Annotated in this window: 18 protein-coding genes; 10 read left to right on the top strand and 8 right to left on the bottom strand. The window is 62.2% G+C overall.

Going from position 1 to position 21846, the window contains the following annotated elements:
• Positions 1-191 precede the first annotated feature (191 nt).
• Positions 192-1307 (top strand): cell division protein ZapE, encoded by a 1116-nt coding sequence (gene zapE / locus D109_RS0111145; RefSeq protein ID WP_017476954.1) that lies wholly within the window; start codon positions 192-194, stop codon positions 1305-1307.
• A 10-nt stretch (positions 1308-1317) separates the two neighbouring features.
• Positions 1318-2640 (top strand): leucine-rich repeat-containing protein kinase family protein, encoded by a 1323-nt coding sequence (locus tag D109_RS0111140; protein ID WP_017476953.1) that lies wholly within the window; start codon positions 1318-1320, stop codon positions 2638-2640.
• 123 nt (positions 2641-2763) lie between these two features.
• Here the strand turns inward: D109_RS0111140 and D109_RS0111135 are convergent, their stop codons facing one another.
• On the bottom strand, positions 2764-3471 hold the full coding sequence (locus D109_RS0111135) for a YebC/PmpR family DNA-binding transcriptional regulator (protein WP_008431478.1): 708 nt from the start codon (positions 3469-3471) through the stop codon (positions 2764-2766).
• 109 nt (positions 3472-3580) lie between these two features.
• On the bottom strand, positions 3581-4894 hold the full coding sequence (locus tag D109_RS0111130) for an MFS transporter (protein WP_026077889.1): 1314 nt from the start codon (positions 4892-4894) through the stop codon (positions 3581-3583).
• A 266-nt stretch (positions 4895-5160) separates the two neighbouring features.
• On the opposite strand from D109_RS0111130, the gene D109_RS0111125 reads away from it, so the two are divergent.
• Entirely contained in the window at positions 5161-6033 is an 873-nt protein-coding gene (locus D109_RS0111125; protein WP_003212428.1) for a LysR substrate-binding domain-containing protein, read from the top strand.
• A gap of 125 nt (positions 6034-6158) precedes the next feature.
• Here the strand turns inward: D109_RS0111125 and D109_RS0111120 are convergent, their stop codons facing one another.
• The gene (locus tag D109_RS0111120; RefSeq protein ID WP_017476951.1) at positions 6159-7016 is read right to left on the bottom strand and encodes a LysR substrate-binding domain-containing protein; all 858 of its coding nucleotides are present in this window, start codon (positions 7014-7016) and stop codon (positions 6159-6161) included.
• Positions 7017-7128: 112 nt separating this feature from the next.
• Between D109_RS0111120 and D109_RS0111115 the strand changes: the two genes are divergently transcribed.
• The 3 genes from D109_RS0111115 to D109_RS0111105 all read left to right on the top strand — a co-directional run bounded on the left by D109_RS0111115 (position 7129) and on the right by D109_RS0111105 (position 9777).
• Entirely contained in the window at positions 7129-8238 is a 1110-nt protein-coding gene (locus D109_RS0111115; protein ID WP_017476950.1) for a 2-aminoethylphosphonate--pyruvate transaminase, read from the top strand.
• A 27-nt stretch (positions 8239-8265) separates the two neighbouring features.
• Positions 8266-9093, top strand: coding sequence for a phosphonoacetaldehyde hydrolase (phnX, locus tag D109_RS0111110; protein ID WP_017476949.1), 828 nt, complete (start codon positions 8266-8268; stop codon positions 9091-9093).
• Positions 9094-9216: 123 nt separating this feature from the next.
• Positions 9217-9777, top strand: coding sequence for a cytochrome b (locus tag D109_RS0111105; RefSeq protein WP_017476948.1), 561 nt, complete (start codon positions 9217-9219; stop codon positions 9775-9777).
• On the opposite strand, the gene D109_RS0111100 is transcribed toward D109_RS0111105, so the two are convergent.
• Both D109_RS0111100 and D109_RS0111095 read right to left on the bottom strand, forming a co-directional pair.
• Complete coding sequence (locus tag D109_RS0111100; RefSeq protein WP_026077888.1) at positions 9771-10664, bottom strand: 1-aminocyclopropane-1-carboxylate deaminase/D-cysteine desulfhydrase; 894 nt, start codon at positions 10662-10664, stop codon at positions 9771-9773. The two genes, D109_RS0111105 and D109_RS0111100, sit on opposite strands and share 7 nt — an antisense overlap.
• Before the next feature lie 57 nt (positions 10665-10721).
• Positions 10722-12761: an NADPH-dependent 2,4-dienoyl-CoA reductase gene (locus D109_RS0111095; protein ID WP_017476946.1), complete on the bottom strand. Its 2040-nt coding sequence runs from the start codon at positions 12759-12761 to the stop codon at positions 10722-10724.
• Positions 12762-12972: 211 nt separating this feature from the next.
• On the opposite strand from D109_RS0111095, the gene D109_RS0111090 reads away from it, so the two are divergent.
• The 3 genes from D109_RS0111090 (at position 12973) to D109_RS0111075 (ending at position 16462) form a co-directional block, all read left to right on the top strand.
• A complete protein-coding gene (locus D109_RS0111090; protein ID WP_026077887.1) occupies positions 12973-14103 on the top strand; it encodes a carbon-nitrogen hydrolase family protein in 1131 nt (376 codons plus the stop codon).
• 4 nt (positions 14104-14107) lie between these two features.
• Complete coding sequence (locus D109_RS0111085) at positions 14108-15142, top strand: AraC family transcriptional regulator (RefSeq protein ID WP_017476944.1); 1035 nt, start codon at positions 14108-14110, stop codon at positions 15140-15142.
• Between the two features lie 300 nt (positions 15143-15442).
• The gene (locus D109_RS0111075; RefSeq protein WP_017476942.1) at positions 15443-16462 is read left to right on the top strand and encodes a hypothetical protein; all 1020 of its coding nucleotides are present in this window, start codon (positions 15443-15445) and stop codon (positions 16460-16462) included.
• A gap of 144 nt (positions 16463-16606) precedes the next feature.
• Here the strand turns inward: D109_RS0111075 and D109_RS0111070 are convergent, their stop codons facing one another.
• On the bottom strand, positions 16607-17077 hold the full coding sequence (locus D109_RS0111070; protein ID WP_017476941.1) for a MarR family winged helix-turn-helix transcriptional regulator: 471 nt from the start codon (positions 17075-17077) through the stop codon (positions 16607-16609).
• 146 nt (positions 17078-17223) lie between these two features.
• Here D109_RS0111070 and aceE point away from each other — a divergent pair, with 146 nt between their 5' ends.
• Entirely contained in the window at positions 17224-19893 is a 2670-nt protein-coding gene (gene aceE, locus D109_RS0111065) for a pyruvate dehydrogenase (acetyl-transferring), homodimeric type (RefSeq protein WP_017476940.1), read from the top strand.
• On the opposite strand, the gene D109_RS0111060 is transcribed toward aceE, so the two are convergent.
• Together D109_RS0111060 and D109_RS0111055 are read right to left on the bottom strand one after the other, a co-directional pair.
• On the bottom strand, positions 19894-20736 hold the full coding sequence (locus D109_RS0111060; RefSeq protein ID WP_017476939.1) for a DUF2242 domain-containing protein: 843 nt from the start codon (positions 20734-20736) through the stop codon (positions 19894-19896).
• A gap of 89 nt (positions 20737-20825) precedes the next feature.
• A complete protein-coding gene (locus tag D109_RS0111055; RefSeq protein ID WP_017476938.1) occupies positions 20826-21725 on the bottom strand; it encodes a LysR family transcriptional regulator in 900 nt (299 codons plus the stop codon).
• Positions 21726-21846 lie beyond the last annotated feature (121 nt).

Genomic DNA, 21846 nt, shown 5'->3' with positions numbered 1-21846 from the left:
CCCCAAATCCTTATACAGGGGTGACTGCTGTGTATGAGGTTAGTCACTTGAGGGGAATCCGCCAGTCAAGACGTTGTTTTGGATCCATTCAGCCATGCCGTTTCCAGATAGCTGGCGGTGTGCTTCTCTATTGGTCAAACCGCAACCGGCGCTCTAAAGTGAGCGACCACCGAAATACAGAGTGACTGACATTGGCTGCTTTACCGCCCCTGCTCAAACGCTTGCTGGGTAAACCTGCGGCGACCGACACCGACCCCGGCATCGCGGCTTTTTTTCAAGGCAAGGCCCGGCAACAGGGCTATACCCTCAGCCCCAGCCAGTTGCAGGTCATCGAGACCATGGCCCGACAAACCGCCCACCTGCTGGCCGGGCGTCCCACCCGCAGCCTGTACCTGCACGGCGCCGTGGGCCGGGGCAAAAGCTGGTTGCTGGACGGTTTTTTCCAGGCACTGCCGATTGCCGAGAAACAGCGCGTGCACTTCCACGACTTTTTCGCCCGTCTGCACCAGGGGATGTTTACCCACCGCCAGCAGCGTGATGCCCTGGGCGTGACCCTGGACGAGCTGCTCGATGGCTGCCGCGTGCTGTGCTTCGACGAGTTTCACGTACACGATATCGGCGATGCGATGCTGATCAGCCGCCTGTTCAAGGCCCTGTTCCGGCGCGGGGTTTGGGTGCTGGTAACCTCCAATTACCCGCCTGCTGGGTTGCTGCCGAACCCCTTGTACCACCAGCGTTTCAAGCCGGTGATCGAGCTGATCAGCGCGCGCATGGACGTCATGGAAGTCAGCGCGCCCCAGGATTACCGGGGCCTGGCCCAGGCCCATGGCGATCAGCGTTTCAGCGCTGGGCAGTTTGTCTGGCCGGGCACTTGCGCGCAACGCGAGGCCTTGGGATTGCCCTCAGCGGATCACGCCCCCATCAGCCTGACCGTCGGAGCCCGGCAGTTGACTGCCCGCTGGCATCAGGGTCGCAACATCGCCTTCACCTTCAGCGACCTGTGCGAAAAACCGACCGCCGTCATGGACTATCTGCAATTGTGCCGCGACTACGACCGCTGGATCATCGACGGCCTGCCGCATCTGGCGGACTGCCCGATCGCCACCCAGCAACGGTTCATCAACCTGGTGGACGTGCTCTACGACCAGGACAAACACCTGGTGCTGATCGGTGAGCAGCCGCTGGAACAATCCCTCAGCGGCCAGGCCATCGACTTGGCCCGCACCGCCAGCCGCCTCGGGCAGTTGCAGAAGATCGGGCCACAACCCGCTATCATGAGCGCCATTCACGCCCCTATTACCGAGTGACGCGCTGTTCATGGATACCCTTGCCCAACTCAAGGCCGGCCAATTGGCCGGTATCAAACGCCTGGACCTGCGCTGCGGGCTGACGGAGTTCCCACGGGAAATCTTCGACCTGGCCGACTCCCTGGAAATCCTCAACCTCACCGGCAATGCCCTCAGCAGCCTGCCGGACGACCTGCACCGCCTGCCCCATTTGCGCGTGTTGTTCTGTTCGGAAAACGCTTTTACCGAACTGCCGGAATGCCTGGGCCAGTGTGCGCAGTTGAGTATGATCGGCTTCAAGTCGAACCAGATCAGCAGCGTCCCGGCGGCATCGCTGCCGCCCCTGCTGCGCTGGCTGATCCTCACCGATAACCGCATCAGCCAGTTGCCGAGCGAGCTGGGTGAACGGCCCTTGCTGCAAAAGCTGATGCTGGCCGGCAACCACCTGGAGCAGTTACCGCAAAGCCTGGCCCAGTGCAAAAACCTCGAACTGATCCGCATCGCCTCCAACCGCCTGACCCGGCTGCCGGACTGGCTGCTGACCTTGCCGAGCCTGACTTGGCTGGCCTACGCCGGCAACCCGGTAGAGATGGCCGTGGAAGAGGCCCGCCATGACGCGACGCCAAACATTCCCTGGCCCGAGCTGGAGTTGGGCGAAGTGCTGGGGGAAGGCGCTTCCGGGATCATCCGCAAAGCGTCCTGGACTCCGGCAAACGCGCCGGCCAAGGCGGTGGCGGTGAAACTCTATAAAGGCAGCATTACCAGTGACGGCTCGCCCCTGCACGAAATGCACGCCTGCATCGCCGCCGGGTTGCACGCCAACCTGATCAAGGTCGAAGGCCGAGTGGTCGAGCATCCCCAAGGCCAGGCGGCGCTGGTGATGCAATTGATCGAACCGAGCTACCGCAACCTCGCGGCCCTGCCGAGCCTGGCGTCGTGCACCCGGGATATCTACGAGCCCACCACCCGTTTCAGGGCGGACGTGGCACTGCGCATGGCCCGGGGCATCGCTTCGGTGGCGGCGCACCTGCACGAGCAAGGCATCACCCACGGCGATCTGTACGGCCATAACATTCTGTGGAATGAAGCCGGTGAGTGTTTGCTGGGGGACTTTGGTGCCGCGTCGTTTCACGCCACGGTCGACAGCCAGGAAACCCGCGCGTTGCAGCGTATAGAAGTGCGCGCGTTCGGCGTGTTGCTGGGGGAGCTGCTGGAAAGGATTGATACGGGGTTGAGCGAGGAAAAGCGCGTGGCGCTGGAAGCCTTGCGGGATAACTGCTGCCAGCCGGAGGTGCTGGCCCGGCCTGGGTTCGAGGCAATCACAACCCTGTTGCAGTCTTCCACACTCCGCTAAACCCAATGTGGGAGCGGGCTTGCTCGCGAATGCGGTGTGTCAGTCAATACATACTTGGCTGGTACACCGTATTCGCGAGCAAGCCCGCTCCCACATTTGGACCGAGTTCACATCAAATTAGAATTAACCCGCCAACCCGACGAACATATCCTGCACGTCATCATGGTTGTCCAAGCCTTCCAGGAAGGCTTCGACTTCAGCCATCTGCTCATCACTCAAACCGCTCACCGGGTTCTTCGCGATGTAGCCCAGCTTGGCCGACAACACGGTGAAACCCTGCTCCGGCAAGGCTTTCTGCACGGCGTCCAGGTCTGTGGTCTCGGTGATGAACAGGGTGGTGCCCTCTTCTTCGCCTTCTTCGAAATCCTGGGCACCGGCTTCAATCGCGGCCATTTCCGGATCGGCGTCCGGGCTGTCCGGCGACGCTTCGATCAGGCCCACATGGTTGAAGTCCCAGGCCACAGAGCCCGAAGCACCCAGTTGCCCCTTGCGAAACGCCACACGGATTTCCGCCACGGTGCGGTTGATGTTGTCGGTCACGCATTCAACGATCAGCGGCACCTGGTGCGGGGCAAAACCTTCGTAGGTCACGCGGTGGTATTGCACGGTCTCACCGAGCAGACCGGCGCCTTTCTTGATCGCGCGTTCCAGGGTTTCCTTGGGCATCGAGGCCTTTTTGGCCTGCTCCACCACCAGGCGCAAATGTGCGTTGGTGGCAGTGTCGGCACCGTTGCGGGCGGCAATGGTGATTTCTTTCACCAGCTTGCCGAAGATCTTGCCCTTGGCATTGGATGCCGCTTCTTTATGTTTGACTTTCCACTGTGCGCCCATGACTCACTCTCTTCTGTCCATCGCGCCGAGACGTCTACTGGCCGGCGCTTTGGGGGCAGAGTTTATAGCGCTGAAACACTCTAATCCACCAAAAAACCGGCCATGCCCCTCAGGTACGCAAGGGATTGATAGCGCGCTCACGGTCGGGCACAAAGTCCCCCACCTGTGCCAATACCGCCGGCCTGGCATTCCAGTAGGGCATCAACACCAGCGAGGAAAACAGCGCGGCGCCGGCAAACACGATAAACACCGTGACGGTATCGAAGTAGCCCGGCAACAAGCCGCCGAGTACTGCCCCCACCGAACCGCAGCCGTTGACGAACCCCGCCGCCGTCGCGCCGGCCTTGGCGGTGCCGAAGTCGATGGCGGCGGTGCTGCTGATCATCGAGTCCGGCCCGTACAGGGTCAGGCCCATCACAAACAGCAACGCCATCACCAACACCACGCTGCCGGTGTGCAAGGCGCCCATGAACAACGCCAGGGCCACCGTCAGCGCCAACAGGCTGAGTACACAGGCCGGCATGCGCCGGGCGCCGAACAGTTTGTCGGACGCCATGCCGATCATGATCGGCCCCAGCAACCCCGCCAGCTCGAAGGCCGTGGGCACAATCGCTGCGCCGACCTTGCCCACCGACGGCATCTGCTCATACACAATCACCGGCCCCCACAACAGGATGGCGTAGCGTGCCGGCTTCAACAGGAAGTACGCCAGTCCCAGGGTCAACACCGTGCGGTTGCGCAAGATGGCCCGCAACGGCTCCAGCACACTCGCGTTCTTTTCGGCGACAGTCTGCTCCGGCTCGGGCTCCACCGCCGGCAACCCCACATCCTGTGGCGTGTTGCGCTGGAAAATGAAGAACAGCACCGCGACCACGGCGACGACGGCCGCACTGGAGATAAACGCCGCATGCCAGGTGCCGATCAGCGTATACGCCCACCAGCCGGCAAACGGTGACGCCACCAGGCCGCCAAAGGCGTAGCACGAACTCCATAACCCCAGCACCCGCCCACGCTGCTGCGCCGGGAAGAAACTGCCAAGGTTCTTGCACAGCCCCGACCAGCCGGTGGACTGGGCCAGGCCCTGGATCAACATGCAGGTGACAAAGATCGGCAAGGTGGCAAACGTGCCCATCACCAGGGCGGCGGCGGCGGAAATCAGCAACCCGCCGAGTACCACCACACGGGGCCCGAAACGGTCGGCAAGCATGCCCCAGGTGAACTGGCCAACGGCGTAGGCCGCCAGGTAGATGCCATCCAGGTTGGCCATCATCATCTTGTCCAACGGGAAACTCGGGTCGTCGACGATCCCCAGTTTGGCCACCGAAAAAGCTTTGCGGGTGAAATAGAAGGCCGCGTACGCCAGCCAGGTGATGGCGAAAATCTGCACGCGCCAACGCTTGATGTTACTCAAGGGAGTATTCATGGTGGTTCTGACCTCGGGTGTGAGTGTGCCGGCAGAATGAAAAGCAAACGCCTGTATTTTTATTGTTGAGCACTGCAGTACCGGCGCTTGGAAGGGCGCGGTATTGGTCAGATGAGTCTCGCTGGTAAGCACGCAGAAGACCCATGGCCGCCGAGGGTGTAGGACTCGACCTACGGCGACTGGGGCTATCAAAGCAATGGCTGACTAATAGGTAAAATCGATTTATCGTATTTCAAATATAAGCTGAGCTTGTAAGAGGATTCGCGATGTCGGTGTCCCACGCCCAACTCAAAGCCTTCCATGCAGTGGCCGTCCACGGCAGCTTCACCCACGCCGCCGAACGCTTGTTCCTCAGCCAGCCGGCCATTTCCGACCAGGTGCGCAAACTCGAAGAACGCTTCGGCGTGCTGCTGTTTCATCGCAACAAACGCTCGGTGCGGTTGACCGACCTTGGCGAGCGCCTGCTGAGTATCACCCAGCGCTTGTTTGCGGTCGCGGCGGAGGCCGAAGAACTGTTGCAGGATTCCCGGGCCTTGCAAACCGGCACCCTGACACTCGCGGTCGATGCGCCCGTGCATGTGCTGCCGCAGATCGCGCGCTTTTGCCAGCTGTACCCGGGCATCAGCGTGAAGATCGAAACCGGCAACACCGATGAATCGCTGTTTCGCCTCTACAACTACCAGGCCGACCTGGCGCTGCTGGGCCGTGACGTGGACGACGAGCGGCTGCTGTCATTGCCATTGCCGGATGATCAATTGCTCGCGTTTGTCGCCCGCAACCATCCCTGGGCGGGCCGTGAGTCGATCTGCCTGGCGGACCTGGACGATACGCCGCTGGTGTTGCGGGAAATCGGCTCGGTGACCCGCCAGACCCTGGAGCAGGAAATGCATCAGGCCGGGCTGCGGATTCGCCCGGCGATCCAGGTGGAAGGCCGCGAAGCCGCGCGGGAGGCGGTGGTAGTGGGGATTGGCGTGGGGGTGGTGTCTGCCGCGGAGTTTGGCGCAGATTCGCGGGTGTATGCGATGCCGATCCGCGACTGTACCCAGCGGATGAAGGAAACACTGGTGTGCTTGAAGGAGCAGAGTTCGCGGCGGGTGGTGGCGACTTTTCTGGAGATTGTGCGGGAAAGTTTGCGGTGAATTTGAGAGCCCCTTCGCGAGCAAGCCCGCTCCCACAGTTGACCGAGTTCTACCGATGGAATGTGGTCGAATGTGGGAGCGGGCTTGCTCGCGAACGGGCCAACTAGACCTTAAGCCAACACCCTCTAAGGCGCCAACTCGAAAAACGCCTGAATCAACCGCAACTCCCGCCGCCGCTCCATGCACCCGATCACATGCCGGTTCACCAGCCCGTCGCCCTGGATCGGAATCGCATGCACCCGCGGATCCCGGCTGACTTCCATCGACGACACCACCCCAACCCCCAACTCCGCCGCCACTGCTTCCGTCACCGCCTCACGGCTGTCCAGCTCCAGCAACACCTTGGGCTGCACCCCGGCCTGGGCGCAGGCATCGTCAAAGGTGCGCCGGGTGATCGAGCTGGGCTCACGCAGCACCATGATTACCTGATCCAACTGCTCCAACCGAATCCCCTCAGGCTCCGCCAACCACGGATGACCGGCAGGCACCAACGCGCAAATCCGCGACTCGATCAACGGCTGCAAGTGCAGGCCCCTGCGCGGCTCCACCTCCGTCAACACCGCCACGTCGGCACGCTCCGACAGCAGCGCCGCGAGGGTTTCCTGAGCGTTGCCCAAGCGCAAATTGACCGTAATCCCCGGATACCGCTGCCGCAGGCTGGCCAGCATCGGCATGACCATGTGCGGCCCGTCCGCCGCCACTTCCAGGCGCCCGGTAAGCAGTTGCCGGTTGGCCTCCAGCAGGGTCTGCGCCTCCTCCACCAGGCCGAAGATCGCCCGGGTGATCGCCGCGAGCTTGGTGCCCTCCTCGGTCAACTCCACCCGCCGCGCGGTACGCCGCAGCAACGCGATCTGGTAGTGCTCCTCCAGCGCCTTGATATGCCCGGTCACCGCCGGCTGGCTGATAAACAGCCGCTCGGCCGCCCGGGTAAAACTGCCCTCGCGGGCTACGGCATCAAACGCACGCAGTTGAAACAGGTTCATAGCTATCGGCCTCACTGATAGCTCGCATAACAACAAACAATTTGATTGATGACAAGCCAAACTGCAATTTAGGCGCCGTAACTTCATCCCATTGTTTTGCGAGGACACACGAATGAGCACTGCCGCGCCGATCTTGCTGACCCCCGGGCCCTTGACCACCTCGGCCCGCACCCGCGAGGCCATGATGGTCGACTGGGGTTCGTGGGATGACCGCTTCAACCAACTGACCGCCAGCCTCTGCGAGCAACTGCTGGTGATCGTCAACGGCACCGCCAGCCACCATTGCGTGCCGTTGCAAGGCAGCGGCACCTTTGCCGTGGAAGCGGCCATCGGCACCCTGGTGCCACGGGACGGCAAGGTGCTGGTGCTGATCAACGGCGCTTACGGCAAGCGCCTGGCGAAGATCTGCGAAGTGCTCGGCCGCTCGTTCAGCACCTTTGAAACCGCCGAAGACGAACCCACCACCGCCGCCGACGTCGACCGCCTGCTGCACGCCGACAAGGGCATCACCCACGTTGCACTGATCCATTGCGAAACCAGCACCGGGATTCTCAACCCGCTGCCCGAGATCGCCCAGGTCATCGCACGCCACGGCAAGCGCCTGATCATCGACGCCATGAGTTCCTTCGGCGCGCTGCCGATCGACGCCCGTGAAGTGCCGTTCGACGCGCTGATCGCCGCCTCCGGCAAGTGCCTGGAAGGCGTACCGGGGATGGGTTTTGTGTTCGCTGAAAAGCAGGCGCTGGCCGCTGCCCAAGGCAACAGCCATTCCCTGGCGATGGATCTGTTTGACCAGCACAGCTACATGGCCAAGACCGGCCAGTGGCGCTTCACCCCGCCAACCCACGTGGTGGCTGCGCTGCACGAAGCGCTGCTGCAATACAACGAAGAAGGCGGCCTGCCCGCCCGGCATCAGCGCTACGCCAACAACTGCCAGGCGCTGCTGGACGGCATGGCCGAACTGGGCCTGCGCAGTTTCCTGCCTGCGGCGATCCAGGCGCCGATCATCGTCACCTTCCATGCGCCAAAAGACCCACGCTACCAGTTCAAGGCGTTCTACGAGCGGGTCAAGGCCAAGGGTTTCATCCTCTATCCCGGCAAATTGACCCAGGTGGAAACCTTCCGCGTGGGCTGCATCGGCCATGTAAACCAGGCCGAGATGCAAGCCGCCGTCGCGGCGGTGGCCGAGGTGCTGCAAGAAATGAACGTGCTCGACATCTGACTGCCCACTACTCACAGGATCTGAACCATGAACTACGCAAACCCAACCCAGCTTCAAGCCGCGATCCTCGACTGGGCCGGCACTGTGGTCGATTTCGGCTCGTTCGCCCCCACGCAGATTTTTGTCGAAGCCTTCGCTGAATTCGACGTGCAGGTCTCCATCGAAGAAGCCCGTGGCCCGATGGGCATGGGCAAGTGGGACCACATCCGCACCCTGTGTGACCAGCCGCAAGTGGCCGAGCGCTATCGCAAGGCTTTTGGCCGCACACCGACTGACGATGACGTGACCGCCATCTACCAGCGTTTCATGCCGCTGCAGATCGAGAAAATCGCCGAGCACTCGGCGTTGATCCCCGGCGCCCTGGACACCATCGCCAACCTGCGCAAGCAGGGGATCAAGATCGGCTCGTGCTCCGGCTACCCCAAGCAGGTGATGGACAAAGTGGTCGAACTGGCCGCCACCAACGGCTACATCGCCGACCACGTGGTCGCCACCGACGAAGTACCCAACGGCCGCCCATGGCCGGCTCAGGCCTTGGCCAACGTGATCGCCCTCGGGATTGATGATGTCGCGGCCTGCGTGAAGATCGACGACACCGTGCCGGGCATCCTCGAAGGCCGTCGCGCCGGAATGTGGACCGTGGCGCTGACCTGCTCAGGCAACGCCCTGGGCCTGACCTACGCGCAGTTCCGCGCCCTGGACGCCGGCACACTCGCCAGCGAACGCACGCGCATCGAGGCCATGTTCGAAGGCTCGCGCCCGCACTACATGATCGACACCATCATCGACCTGCCTGCGGTGATCGCCGACATCAACCAGCGTCTGGCACGGGGTGAAATGCCACAGGGCTACTGATCGAGATCAAAAGATCGCCTATACACCCTTCTCTCACGGGCAAACCTCGTAAAACAGGCTTACATTGAAAGGACTCCGTCGCGAAAGAACGGAGGTTTGCCCTGATGAGTGAGGAAGAAAGCGATGCCCTGGAAGAATTCCGATACGCGTTACAGCACCATGTCGATTGCGTTGCACTGGCTGATGGTGGTGCTGCTGGCGGTGGTTTACGCCTGCATTGAATTACGCGGGCAGTTTCCCAAAGGCAGCGGCGGCCGTACGTTGATTGTGGAAATGCACTTCATGTTCGGCCTGACCGTATTTGTACTGGTGTGGCTACGGTTGTTCGCCCGCAGCCTGGGCGTGGCGCCGAAGATCGTGCCGGCCCCGCCGCAATGGCAATCCTTCCTGGCCACCCTGATGCACATGGCGCTGTATGCCTTGATGATCGGCATGCCCATCGCCGGCTGGCTGATCGTCAGCGCGGAGGGGCATTCGGTGATGTTCTACGGCATTGAGTTGCCGCCGCTGATTGCCGAAAACAAGGCGTTGGCCAAGGAGATTGAAAGCTGGCATGTGCTGTTCGGCAAGGTCGGTTACTGGCTGATCGGCCTGCATGCATTGGCGGGGTTGGGCCATCACTATGTGCTGCGGGACAATACTGCATTACGGATGATGCCCGGCAAGAGAGGGAACCTTCAGTAACTTTGGAATCCCCGGCGGCCTTGCAGGCCACCGGTGTGGACAAAGATCAGACGGGTGCCGGGGGAAAATCTCCCGGCTTCAATCTGCTGCTTCAACGCCAATAACGCCTTGCCGGTGTACAGCGGCTCCAGGGGTAGGCCACAGGCTTGCTCGGTGGCGTCGATAAAGGCCAGCAACTCCGGATCAACCTTGGCAAAGCCGCCCCGGCTGGCCTCCAGCAATTCATAACCCTCTTGCACAAGCGCCCGTACCTGCTGCGCCACGCCGTGGTCGTCGGGCACTGCCAGCGCGCCATATACCGGATGCGCGCCCGCCTCGGCCAATACCAATCCCGCCAGCGTGGTGCCGGTCCCCGCGGCCAGCCACCAACCGTGATAGTCCGCCCAGCCCAGGCCGCTTAACTGCGCCTGCGCCTGACTGACCAGCACCCCGCAGCCCAAGGCACCGGCCAAGCCACCACCGCCCTCAGGTACCAGGTGCAGGTGCGGATACTGCTCGCGCCAAGGCAGCCAGAAGTCCGGCTCGTTACGCGCGCGATAGCCGCCATACCCCAGCCAATGCAGTTGCATGCCAAAGGCGTTGAGATCGAGCACCGTGGGAGTGTCTTGCGGATGACCACGCAGCAAGCCAACGGTAGGAAAGCCGAAGCGTTTCCCGGCCGCCGCCAGAGCATGCAGATGATTGGAGTAAGCCCCGCCCAGGCTGATGATCCCGCTGGCACCCGCCGCCCGGCCTTGCGCCAGGTGTTCGGTGAGCTTGAACCACTTGTTGCCGCTGATCAGCGGGTCGATGCGATCCAGGCGCAGCACGGCGACGTCCACCGGCCCCATCCAGTCCAGCTTCAGGGGCTCAAGGGGCGCGTGGGGAAGCCAGTCGAAAGGACCCATAAAGGCAGGTCTGCACAAGAAAAGGGGCGGTAGTCTACCACCGCCCCTTTTGAGTGTTTACAGCTCGGCCGCCAGGCGCGAACCCTGGTTGATGGCACGCTTGGCATCCAGCTCGGCCGCTACGTCCGCACCGCCGATCAAGTGCACGTTCTGCCCGGCTGCGACCAGGCCGTCCTGCAGTTCCCGCAGCGGGTCCTGGCCGGCACAGATGACGATATTGTCCACCGCCAGCACCTGCGGCTCACCCTCGGCGCCAATGCGGATATGCAGGCCGTCGTCGTCGATCTTCAGGTACTCGACGCTGTTGAGCATCTGCACCTGCTTGTTCTTCAAACCGGTGCGATGGATCCAGCCGGTGGTCTTGCCCAGGCCGTCGCCGACCTTGGACGTCTTGCGCTGCAGCAGGAACACTTCACGCGCCGGCGCATGGCGCTCGGGCTTGATCCCGGCCACACCGCCGCAGGCTTCAAGGTGGGTATCGATGCCCCACTCTTTCCAGAACGCCTCGCGGTCCAGGCTGGTGGACACGCCCTGGTGCACGAGGAATTCCGACACGTCAAAACCGATACCGCCGGCACCGATCACCGCCACGCGATGGCCCACTGGCTTGCGCTCCAGGATCACGTCCAGGTAGCTCAGCACCTTGGCATTTTCCACGCCCGGGATGGCCGGTGTGCGCGGCGCGATGCCGGTGGCGAGGATGATCTCGTCGTAACCGCCCGCAACAAGCTGCTCAACGTCGACCCGAGTGTTCAGGCACAGCTCGACGTGGGTGGTCTGCAACTTGCGCTTGAAGTAGCGCAGGGTTTCAAAGAACTCTTCCTTGCCCGGCACGCGCTTGGCGATGTTGAACTGGCCGCCGATCTCGCTGGCCGAATCAAACAGGGTCACCTGATGCCCGCGCTCGGCGGCAACGGTGGCGGCCGCCAGGCCCGCAGGACCAGCACCGACCACGGCGATTTTCTTGATCTGCTTGACCGGCAGGTAGTTGAGTTCGGTTTCGTAGCAGGCGCGCGGGTTGACCAGGCAGGTGGTCAGCTTGCCGCCGAAGGTGTGGTCCAGGCACGCCTGGTTGCAGCCGATGCAGGTGTTGATCTCATCGGCGCGGCCTTCGGCGGCCTTGTTGACGAAGTCCGGGTCGGCGAGGAATGGGCGGGCCATCGAGACCATGTCGGCGTCGCCTTCGGCCAGGATCTGCTCAGCGACTTCCGGGGTGTTGATCCGGTTGGTGGTGATCAACGGAATCTGCACCGCACCGCGCAACTTGGCGGTGACCTTGCTGAACGCACCGCGTGGCACTTTGGTAGCGATGGTCGGGATCCGCGCTTCGTGCCAGCCGATGCCGGTGTTGATGATCGTTGCACCGGCCTGCTCGATGGCCTTGGCCAACTGCACGATTTCTTCCCAGGTGCTGCCGCCTTCCACCAGGTCGAGCATCGACAGGCGGAAGATGATAATGAAATTCGGGCCTACGGCTTCGCGCACCCGGCGCACGATTTCCACCGGCAGGCGCATGCGATTTTCATAGCTGCCACCCCAGCGGTCGGTGCGATGGTTGGTGTGAGCGGCGAGGAACTGGTTAATGAAGTAGCCTTCGGAGCCCATGATCTCCACGCCGTCGTACTCGGCGACCTGGGCCAGCAGCGAGCAGGTGACGAAATCGCTGATCTGCTTTTCGATGCCTTCTTCGTCCAGCTCTTTGGGCTTGAACGGGTTGATCGGCGCCTGGATTGCGCTTGGCGCCACCTGTTTCGGGCTATAGGCATAACGCCCGGCGTGGAGGATCTGCATGCAGATCTTGCCGCCGGCCTCGTGCACGGCTTTCGTGACGATCTTGTGCTTTTGCGCCTCTTCGTCGGTGGTCAGCTTGGCTGCACCGCCATACACCCCGCCTTCATCGTTCGGGCCAATGCCGCCGGTGACCATCAGGCCCACGCCGCCACGGGCGCGCTCGGCAAAATAGGCCGCCATGCGCTCGAAGCCGCCGGGTTTCTCTTCAAGGCCGGTGTGCATCGAGCCCATCAGGGTGCGGTTACGCAGGGTGGTAAAACCCAGGTCCAACGGGGCCAGCAGGTGCGGGTAAGCAGCAGCGGTCATGGTACAGCTCCACAACGGATCATCACGGGACGTGGAGCGCTCGAACGGCACTCCATCGGTTTATGTCCCACAGACTAAGAGGCTGCCGGTTGCCGCTCAATGACTGTAACTGACAAGTTATTGATCCAAATGCGCAGCGCCCCTTGGCAACTGCGTACATGAGCCCTACCCTAGGTACCGAACCCTGCACCCGGTCCGTTGTCTTTTTCCCATGCGTAAACTTCTTGGCTTCACCCTCATCATGGCCTTGGTCGCCGCCGTTTCCGCCTATCTGGTCTGGACCCAGGAGCGTCCCGTGGGCCATTACCTGTCCGACCTGCGGATCAGCCTGGCCGTCGACCAGGGCGTGCCCGCCGACCGCGGTAACCTGCTGGGCATCCAGCCGGAACTGTTCCCCGCCGATTACCAGAGCCTGGAACGCCTGCACCTGAAGCTGGCGGCCTATCTGCAAAAGGCCCGCGACCAGGGCTTGATCAACGACAAGACCATCGTGGTGCTGCCGGAACATATCGGCACCTGGCTGATGGTCAGCGGCGAAAAGAACGAGCTGTATCAGGCCACCAACCTCAAGGACGCGATGAACTGGCTGTCGGCGAGCAACCCCTTGTTGTTCCTGCGGGCACTGATCAGCGCCAAGGGTGATGACCGCATCGACGACGCCTACCTGCGCATGAAGGCTCCGGCCATGGCCCGCGACTATCAAGTACTGTTCGGCGGCCTGGCCAAGGAATTCGGCGTGACCCTGGTGGCCGGCTCCATTGCCCTGCCTAACCCGAGCGTCAGCCAGGGCCAGCTGCAGATCGGCCATGGCGCGCTGTACAACACCAGCGTGGTATTCGACCGTGATGGCTTGGCGGTGGGCCAGCCGCAACGCCAGCTGTATCCGATTTTCGATGAGCGCGGTTTTATCGAACCCGGCGACGAAAACACCGTCAGCGTGGTCGACACCCCGGCCGGGCGCCTGGGCATCCTGATCGGCAGCGACAGCTGGTACCCGGACAATTACCGCAAGCTCAACGAGCAAGGCGCCCAGTTGGTGGCCGTCCCGGCCTTCGTGATTGGCCGCGAGACCTGGGACAAGCCGTGGCGCGGCTTCAAAAGCGTGTCGACGCCGCCGGAGATCAGCCTCAAGCCCGAAGAACTCAGCGAAGGCGAAGCCTGGCACCGCCTGACCCTGATCAGCCAACAACCCATCAGCCAGGCCACCGCCGGCATGAGCGTGTTCCTGCGCGGGCAGTTCTTTGACATGAGCAGCGCCGGGCAAAGCTTCCTCAGCAGCAACGGCCAAGTGTTCGCCGACGGCAATGCCCGTGGCGCGCGCCTGCTGAACGTGTGGCTGTAGCACGATGAAACCGGTGCGGCTTGGGGATTTGTCGGTGGGCTTCGTCCACACCTTGGCCGATGCGATCCACAGCCATGGCCTGGACCCGCAACCGTTGCTGCTGCAATACGGCCTTGACCCGGCCCGCCTGGCCGAGGCCGGCGCACGCTTGTCGATCCCGCGCTATATGCGCCTGGGCCACGCCGCCATCCAGCTGACCGGCGACGCCAGTCTGGGGCTGCGCATGGGCCAGCTCAGCCGCTTGAGCCAGGCTGGCCTCGCCGGTGTCACCGCCGCCCAGGCCCCCACCGTGCGCGAAGCCGCCCGCACCCTGACACGCTTCGAAGCCTTGTACGGCTCCAACTATCGCGGCCAGTCGAGCTTTCACGAGGATACGGATGGGGCCTGGCTACGCTTCTATTCCATCAGCCCGTACAACGCCTATAACCGCTTTGTGGTGGACTCGATCATCGCCGGGTGGCTGCATCAGTTGTCGAGCCTGAGCCTGCAACCGGTGCAGGCGCAGCGCATCGAAATCGAATTCGAAGCACCGGACTACAGCGAGCGCTACAGCGTGCTGGGGGACTGCCCGATCCAGTTTGGCGCCGAGCATAATCAACTGCGCTTGAGCCAGCAAACCTTAGCCATGCGCAACCCGGAACATTGCCCGAGTACCTGGCAATTACTGGTGCAATTGTGTGAACGGGAACTGGAGCAGTTGACGCGCACCCGCAGCCTGCGCGAGCGCATTACCCGGTTGCTCGGGCCGATGCTCAATGGTGGTCGGGAACCCGACCTGGAAGAAGTGGCGTCACGCTTGAAACTGCCGACCTGGACCTTGCGGCGCAAGCTGGCGGAAGAAGGGACTCAGTTCCGGGCGATTCTCAATGACACTCGCCGCGACCTGGCCATGACCTACATTCGCGATACCGAACTGGCGTTCGGTGAAATTGCCTATTTGCTCGGCTTTGCTTCAGCGGAAGCCTTTCAACGCGCCTTCAAGCGCTGGAACAGCCAGACCCCAGGGGAATTTCGCCGCAGTCAGCGGCATTCCGCCTGACGTCTGTCTTACAGCTCGGTGGCATCATCGGCCGGATCCAGCGGATCCAGTTCAAAAGCCTGGTACTCCAACAGTTCTTCCTGGTATTCGTCCATGGTTGACTCCTTGTTTTATGAAAAGGGGTTGCTTAATGACCTGCACAACCAGCCTAAAGTGCCGCCATGACGAAAAAATGTCCGTGGCATGACGTTCCTGCACTTCAAGATAAAACGTAGCAGTGTTGCGCTGATTTAGCCGAATGAATTTTAGATGCAACTGCAATCATTGCAATTGCAATCACAAGCAGAATTCCATTAGGGTATGGGCACCCGTTGCCAAGCGACCCTGCTCATGACTGCCAGCACCGAACGCTCTGCCCTGATCTGTATCGACGCCTTGAATGCAATGCAGCAGCCCCGCTGCTCGCCCCTGTATAGCGTGATGACCATGGCCAATACCCTGGAGTCCAGCCGGCAGGCGTGGGTGATCCGCGGCCAGTCGCGCTCGCGCCGGGTGATGAGCTGGCCCACCTGGTTTGCGCGCAACACCGGGGAAAAGCCCATGTTGTACCTGCACACGGCCGCGTCATCGGCGCAGTTGCGCGCATTGTCCAGCGAGACCCGCCAGCGGGGCATCTTGTGCAACGACAATGAAACCCGGCCCTCCCCGTCACTGCCCTTGTGGTTGGCCAGCAACCCCCACTGCACGCCTTATGACCCGGCCTCCGGCGAGGAAGCGCGGGCGATTGTGCTGGCGGCTTTGCAGGCGCTGTATGTCGACGGCGAGCCGGGGTTTTATTACCTGGCACTGCACGATCAACACGACGGGCCAGGGCTGAGCCCGCAGGACCGTGACCATGCGCTCAGGGGCATGTACCGGGTCCAGCGGTCATATACGAGCGAATTGAGGGTGCGGTTGCTGGGCGCGGGTCGAGCGTTTGAAGAAGTCGTGCACGCCGCGCAGTTACTCGAAACGGATTGGAACGTCGAGGCGCAACTGTGGAGTTGCCCCAGCTACACACGGCTGGCCCGCGAGGCGGAGGCGGCGCAACGCTGGAACCGCCTGCACCCGCTGGCACCGAAGCGCAGTTGTCATCTAAGGGATTGCCTGGCTGGGGATGGCGCGCCGGTGGTCGCGGTTACCGGCTATCCGCAGCCCATCGTTGACCCGTTGGCGGGGCATGTCGACGCGCGGTTTGTAGCCTTGGGCGCGGGCTCGGTGGAAACGTCACCACCCAGTCGATATTGGATCGCGGTGCTGGCATTGAAGGCGCTGGCGGATGACGGCCGTATCGACGCAGAACAGGTGGAAACCGCCCTGCGTCGGTATCACCTGAAATGACGATCTGTCATCCATCACAGATCAAATGTGGGAGCGGGCTTGCTCGCGAAGGCGGTGTGTCTGCTGATATTTCTTTTGCTGACACACCGCTTTCGCGAGCAAGCCCGCTCCCACACTGGATCTTCGTCGCCTGGCGTCTTTGCTTCAGGTCTTACGCCGCCCACGGGTCTGCACGCCCGCCTCCATCGCCAGCCCCGCCGTGCGTTCCAGCGCCTCGGCAAAGCCCCGGCGTTGCTCGCTGTCGAGCTGCGACAGAAACAACTCATCCACGCTGCTTTCGTAGATTTTCCACATTTTTTTGCGCAACACCCGGCCCGCGTCGGTGATTGAGACAAAGGCAGCACGCCCGTCACCGTCGGAGCGCGAACGCACCACCAGGCCGTCCTTTTCCAGACGGTCCACCAGGCGCGTCAAGTTGTAGCGCTCGATGGCCAGCACATCGGCCAGTTCGTGCATGCGCCGGGTGCCCTCGGGGCCACTTTCCAGGCCCCACAAAGCGTCGTACCAGGCATACGGTGGCAGACCGGCATCGGCCAGGCGCCGTTCGATTTCACGGATAACCGTCCTGTGGGCCCGAACAAAACGAAACCAGACATCAGGCTCTTTCGACGACATGCAACACCAATCCGGGGAATTTCAAGAAGGTTGCAATAGTAGCTCATCCCGCGCTAGATTCAGTCATGTAGTTGCAATTGCAACTACATTCGCAAAGCTCCCACAAGGAGCCCACACGCTGAAACCCGTCCACCCTGGAGCCTGACATGACCCCGAACACTGCAGTACGCCTCGACGACGATCCACAGGAAACCCGCGAATGGCTGGAGTCCATCGAATCGGTGCTGACCACCGAAGGCCGCCCGCGTGCGCATTACCTGATCGACCAGTTGCTGGATTTCGATGTGGCGCGGCATGGCGACTTCTACGGGCGGGTGACCACGCCTTACGTCAACACCATCCCGGTGGACCGTCAGTTGCCCTACCCCGGCAACCTGGCCACCGAGCGCCGACTGAATGCGTTTATCCGCTGGAACGCGATGGCCATGGTGCTGCGCGCCGGCAAACATTCCGGCGTGGGTGGGCATATCGCGACCTACGCGTCGGCTGCCGTGCTGTATGACGTAGGCTTTGACCACTTCTTCCGTGGCCGAACCGACAGTTTCGATGGCGACCTGGTGTACATCCAGGGCCACTCGGCACCGGGCATTTACGGGCGGGCGTACCTCGAAGGCCGAATCAGCGAAGCACAACTGGACAACTTCCGCCGGGAGGCCGGTGGCGACGGTTTATCGTCCTATCCACACCCTCGCCTCATGCCGGACTTCTGGCAATTTCCTACGGTGTCCATGGGACTCGGACCGATTACCGCCGCCTACCAGGCGCGCTTCATGCGCTACCTGGAGTTCCGCGACCTCAAGCAACACCAGGGCCGCAAGGTGTGGGCGTTCCTCGGTGATGGCGAGATGGATCAACCGGAATCCCTGGCGGCCATCTCACTTGCAGGGCGCGAGAAACTCGACAACCTGATCTTCGTGGTCAACTGCAACCTGCAACGCCTGGATGGCCCGGTGCGCGGCAATGCCAAGGTGATCCAGGAATTCGAAAGCCTGTACCGCGCCGCCGGCTGGAACGTGATCAAGGTGATTTGGGGTGGCGGTTGGGATGCGCTGCTGGAAAAGGACAAAAGCGGCTTGCTGCGCCAGCGCATGATGGAATGTGTGGACGGCGACTATCAGAACTACAAATCGCAAAACGGCGCCTACGTGCGGGAACACTTCTTCGGCAAATACCCCGAGTTGCTGGCGCTGGTGGCGGACATGTCCGACGACGATATCTGGAAACTCTCACGGGGCGGCCATGACCCGGACAAGGTCTACAACGCCTATGCCGCTGCCGTCCGCCACAGCGGCCAGCCGACGGTGATCCTGGCGAAAACCGTCAAGGGCTTCGGCATGGGCGAGGCCGGCGAAGGCCAGAACATCAACCACCAGTTGAAAAAGATGGGTGCTGAAGCCGTCAAAGCCTTCCGCGATCGCTTCGGACTGGAAGTGGCCGACGATCAACTGGCCGAAATCCCGTATCTCAAACCGGCCGCCGACAGCGAAGAAGCACGGTACTTCGCGGCTCGCCGCCAGTCGCTGGGAGGTTACGTACCGGCTCGCCACAGCGCGGTCGAGTCGTTGAAGATCCCCGAACTGGAAGCCTTTGCCACCCAACTCAAGGACACTGGCGAGCGCGCGATTTCCACCACCATGGCCTTCGTGCGCATCCTCGGCACGCTGCTCAAGGACCCGAACCTGGGCAAGTTGATCGTGCCCATTGTGCCGGACGAGTCCCGCACTTTCGGCATGGAAAGCCTGTTCCGCCAGATCGGCATTCACTCTGCGGTCGGCCAGCTCTACACCCCACAGGATGCCGGCCAGCTGTCCTACTACAAGGAAAGCAAGGACGGACAGATCATGCAGGAAGGCCTGAATGAATCCGGCGCCATTTCCTCGTGGATCGCCGCGAGTACGTCCTACGCCAACCACGGGTTGATGACCGTGCCGTTCTATATCTTCTATTCGATGTTCGGTTTCCAGCGAGTCGGCGACCTGGCCTGGGCCGCAGGCGATGCGCGGGCGCGGGGCTTCCTGCTGGGGGCGACCGCCGGACGCACCACACTGATGGGCGAAGGCCTGCAGCATGACGATGGCCACAGCCATGTGCTGTCCTCGGTGATCCCGTGCTGCATTTCCTATGACCCGACCTTTGCCTTCGAACTGGCAGTGATCATTCGCGAAGGCATGCGCCGGATGTACGTCGAGCAAGAGGACATTTACTACTACATTACCCTGCTCAACGAAAACTACCCGCACCCGGCGATGCCCGACGGTGTCGAGGATGGGATTCTCAAGGGCATGTATCGGTTGAAGGCGGCTGAAGACACCGCGCAACCCCGGGTACAGCTGATGGGCAGCGGTTCGATCCTGCGGGAAGTCATCGCCGCTGCTGATCTGCTGCGGGATGACTTCGCCGTGGCCAGCGACGTGTGGAGCGTCACCAGCCTCACCGAGCTGCGCCGGGAAGGCCATGCCGTGGAGCGCTGGAACCTGCTGCACCCGGAAAGCCAACCGCGTGCCAGCTATGTCGAGCAATGCCTTGAGGACCAGGCCGGGCCCGTGGTGGTTGCCACCGACTACATGAAAATCTTTGCCGACCAGATCCGCCCGTTCGTGCCGGGCCGGCGCTTTGTAGCGCTGGGCACTGATGGCTTCGGGCAATCGGATACCCGCGAAACCTTGCGCGAGTTCTTTGAGGTGGACCGTTACTTCATTGCACTGGCGGCCTTGAAGGCGCTGGCGGATGACGGCCTGATCAGCCGCGCCAAGGTGGCGGAGGCGATCAGCCGCTACGGGATCAACGTCGACAAGGCCAACCCCGTAGCGGTGTAGTTACTGCGCAGGCGTCGGCAGGGGCGGAATCGCTTCGGTCGGCGCCGGCAGCGTCGGGGTGGTTGCCTCTGGCGCTGTTGCCGGGGTTTCCTTGGGAGCAATCGGCGCAGGTTCTGCCGGCGGTACAACCGGCTCCGATGCCGCAGGCACCACCGCCGGCGTCACCGGGGCTGCCGGTGTGGCTGGCGCTTCTTTGGGCACTTCTTTCGGGGTTTCCTTAGGCGCCTCAACCTTATCGGCCGCCGGAGCTGCCTTCGGTTCCGGAATGCCGAGGTCCGCCTTGGGCTTCTCTGGAATATGCGCAGCCTTTTTCACTTCCTGGGGCAGGAAAACATCCACCAGCGCGAAATAACGCTCATAGAACTTTGGCGCAGACACCGTCTCGCTGGCCACCTTGACCATCGAATCATCGGTGGAGCCAATCGGCATCGACACCGAACCCAACACCCCCACACCGAGGCTCGCGGAGTTATTGACCTTCTTCAGCGCGTAGCGGTCCTGCAAGGCGTTGGCGAACATGGTCGAGTGATGATTGCCACTGCCATCGTCGGCACATACCACGTTGAAGCTGATCTGCAGGTGAGTTTCGCCGGTCTGCTGGAAGCTCTTGTTACCCGCCACCAGCTTTGGATCGCTGCTGGTAATGATGTAACCCTGGCTCAACAGCGCACGCCGCGCCGCTTCACAGGCCGCAGTGTCACTGACCGGGTAATCACGGGAAAACGTACCGGAGTCGTCGAAATTCTCATGTTCATAAATAGCGGTCTTGGGTGACGAGCAGCCCGCAGCGCCCGCCAGCACCAGCGCCAACCCGAGGCTACGCAAGTGAAATGATGTCGACATCGAAAATCCTGAAGAAAACAGTCAGGGCGGTATTGTGCAACAGAACGTGGCCTTGGCGCGCGAATTCCTGTCGGTAAAACGTCACAGCCTTACGGGACGGTGTCTGCGGGAAAAAGGCGCTCGCCCATATGGTCGATAAACACGCGCAATTTGGCCGAGGCATGGCGACTTGATGGCCAGAGCATCCAGAAGCTGCCGCTGTGGTCCAGGTAATAGTCCAGTACCCGTTGCAACCGGCCCTGCTCCACCGATTCGCGGACCATGAAGTCCGGCAGGCAGGCGATCCCCAGGCCTGCATGGGCCACATGCATCAGAGATTCGATGGTGGTGGAGACCAGCGGCGCTCGCAGGACCGGCTCCGGCAGGCCCGGTTCCGGGCGCAGTGGCCAGGCTTCCAGCTTGCCGGTGGCGCAGAACTTGTGGCGCAGGCAGGCGTGGTCGTTCAAGTCCCGGGGCTGGCGCGGCGTGCCATGCAAGCGCAGGTATTCCGGGGAGGCCACCAGCACCAGGCGGTAATACCCGAGATGGCGTGCCATCAAGCGTGAATCCTCGGGTTTGCCGGTGCGGATCACCGCGTCGAAGCCTTCCTCGATCACGTCCACCATGCGGTCGGAGAAGTCCACGTCCAGCTCGATCTCGGGATAGGCCCGCATGAAATCCGTCAGCACTGGCATCAACAGGCCGCGCACTTGGGGCAGGCTCACACGCAGCTTGCCTTTGGGTGTGGCGGATGCCTGACTCAGTTCCTGTTCTGCGGCCTCGACTTCCGCCAGGATCCGTCGGGAGCGTTCGAGAAACAGCGCGCCCTCGCTGGTCAACGTGATGCTGCGGGTGCTGCGATGGAACAGCCGCACACCCAGGCGCTCTTCGATGCGCGCGATGCTTTTGCCAATCGCCGAGGACGACACCCCCAGCAGGCGCCCGGCCTCGGTAAAACTGCGGGTTTCCGCCACCTGCACAAACACTGAAATACTGCCGAGGCTGTCCATCCTCTCGCTCCTGAGCGATTGCGGACGTTGGCGTCCGATAAGTTCGGAACCTTAGCCTGTTTTTCTCCAGCGTGCAGCACCCTACTCTGGCTCCCTGCCCTTTCGTTTGCGACCCGGAGCC

This window comes from Pseudomonas sp. PAMC 26793, from assembly GCF_000313235.1.
GTDB lineage: Bacteria > Pseudomonadota > Gammaproteobacteria > Pseudomonadales > Pseudomonadaceae > Aquipseudomonas > Aquipseudomonas yamanorum.
This window is presented reverse-complemented; position numbering and strand designations above follow the sequence as displayed.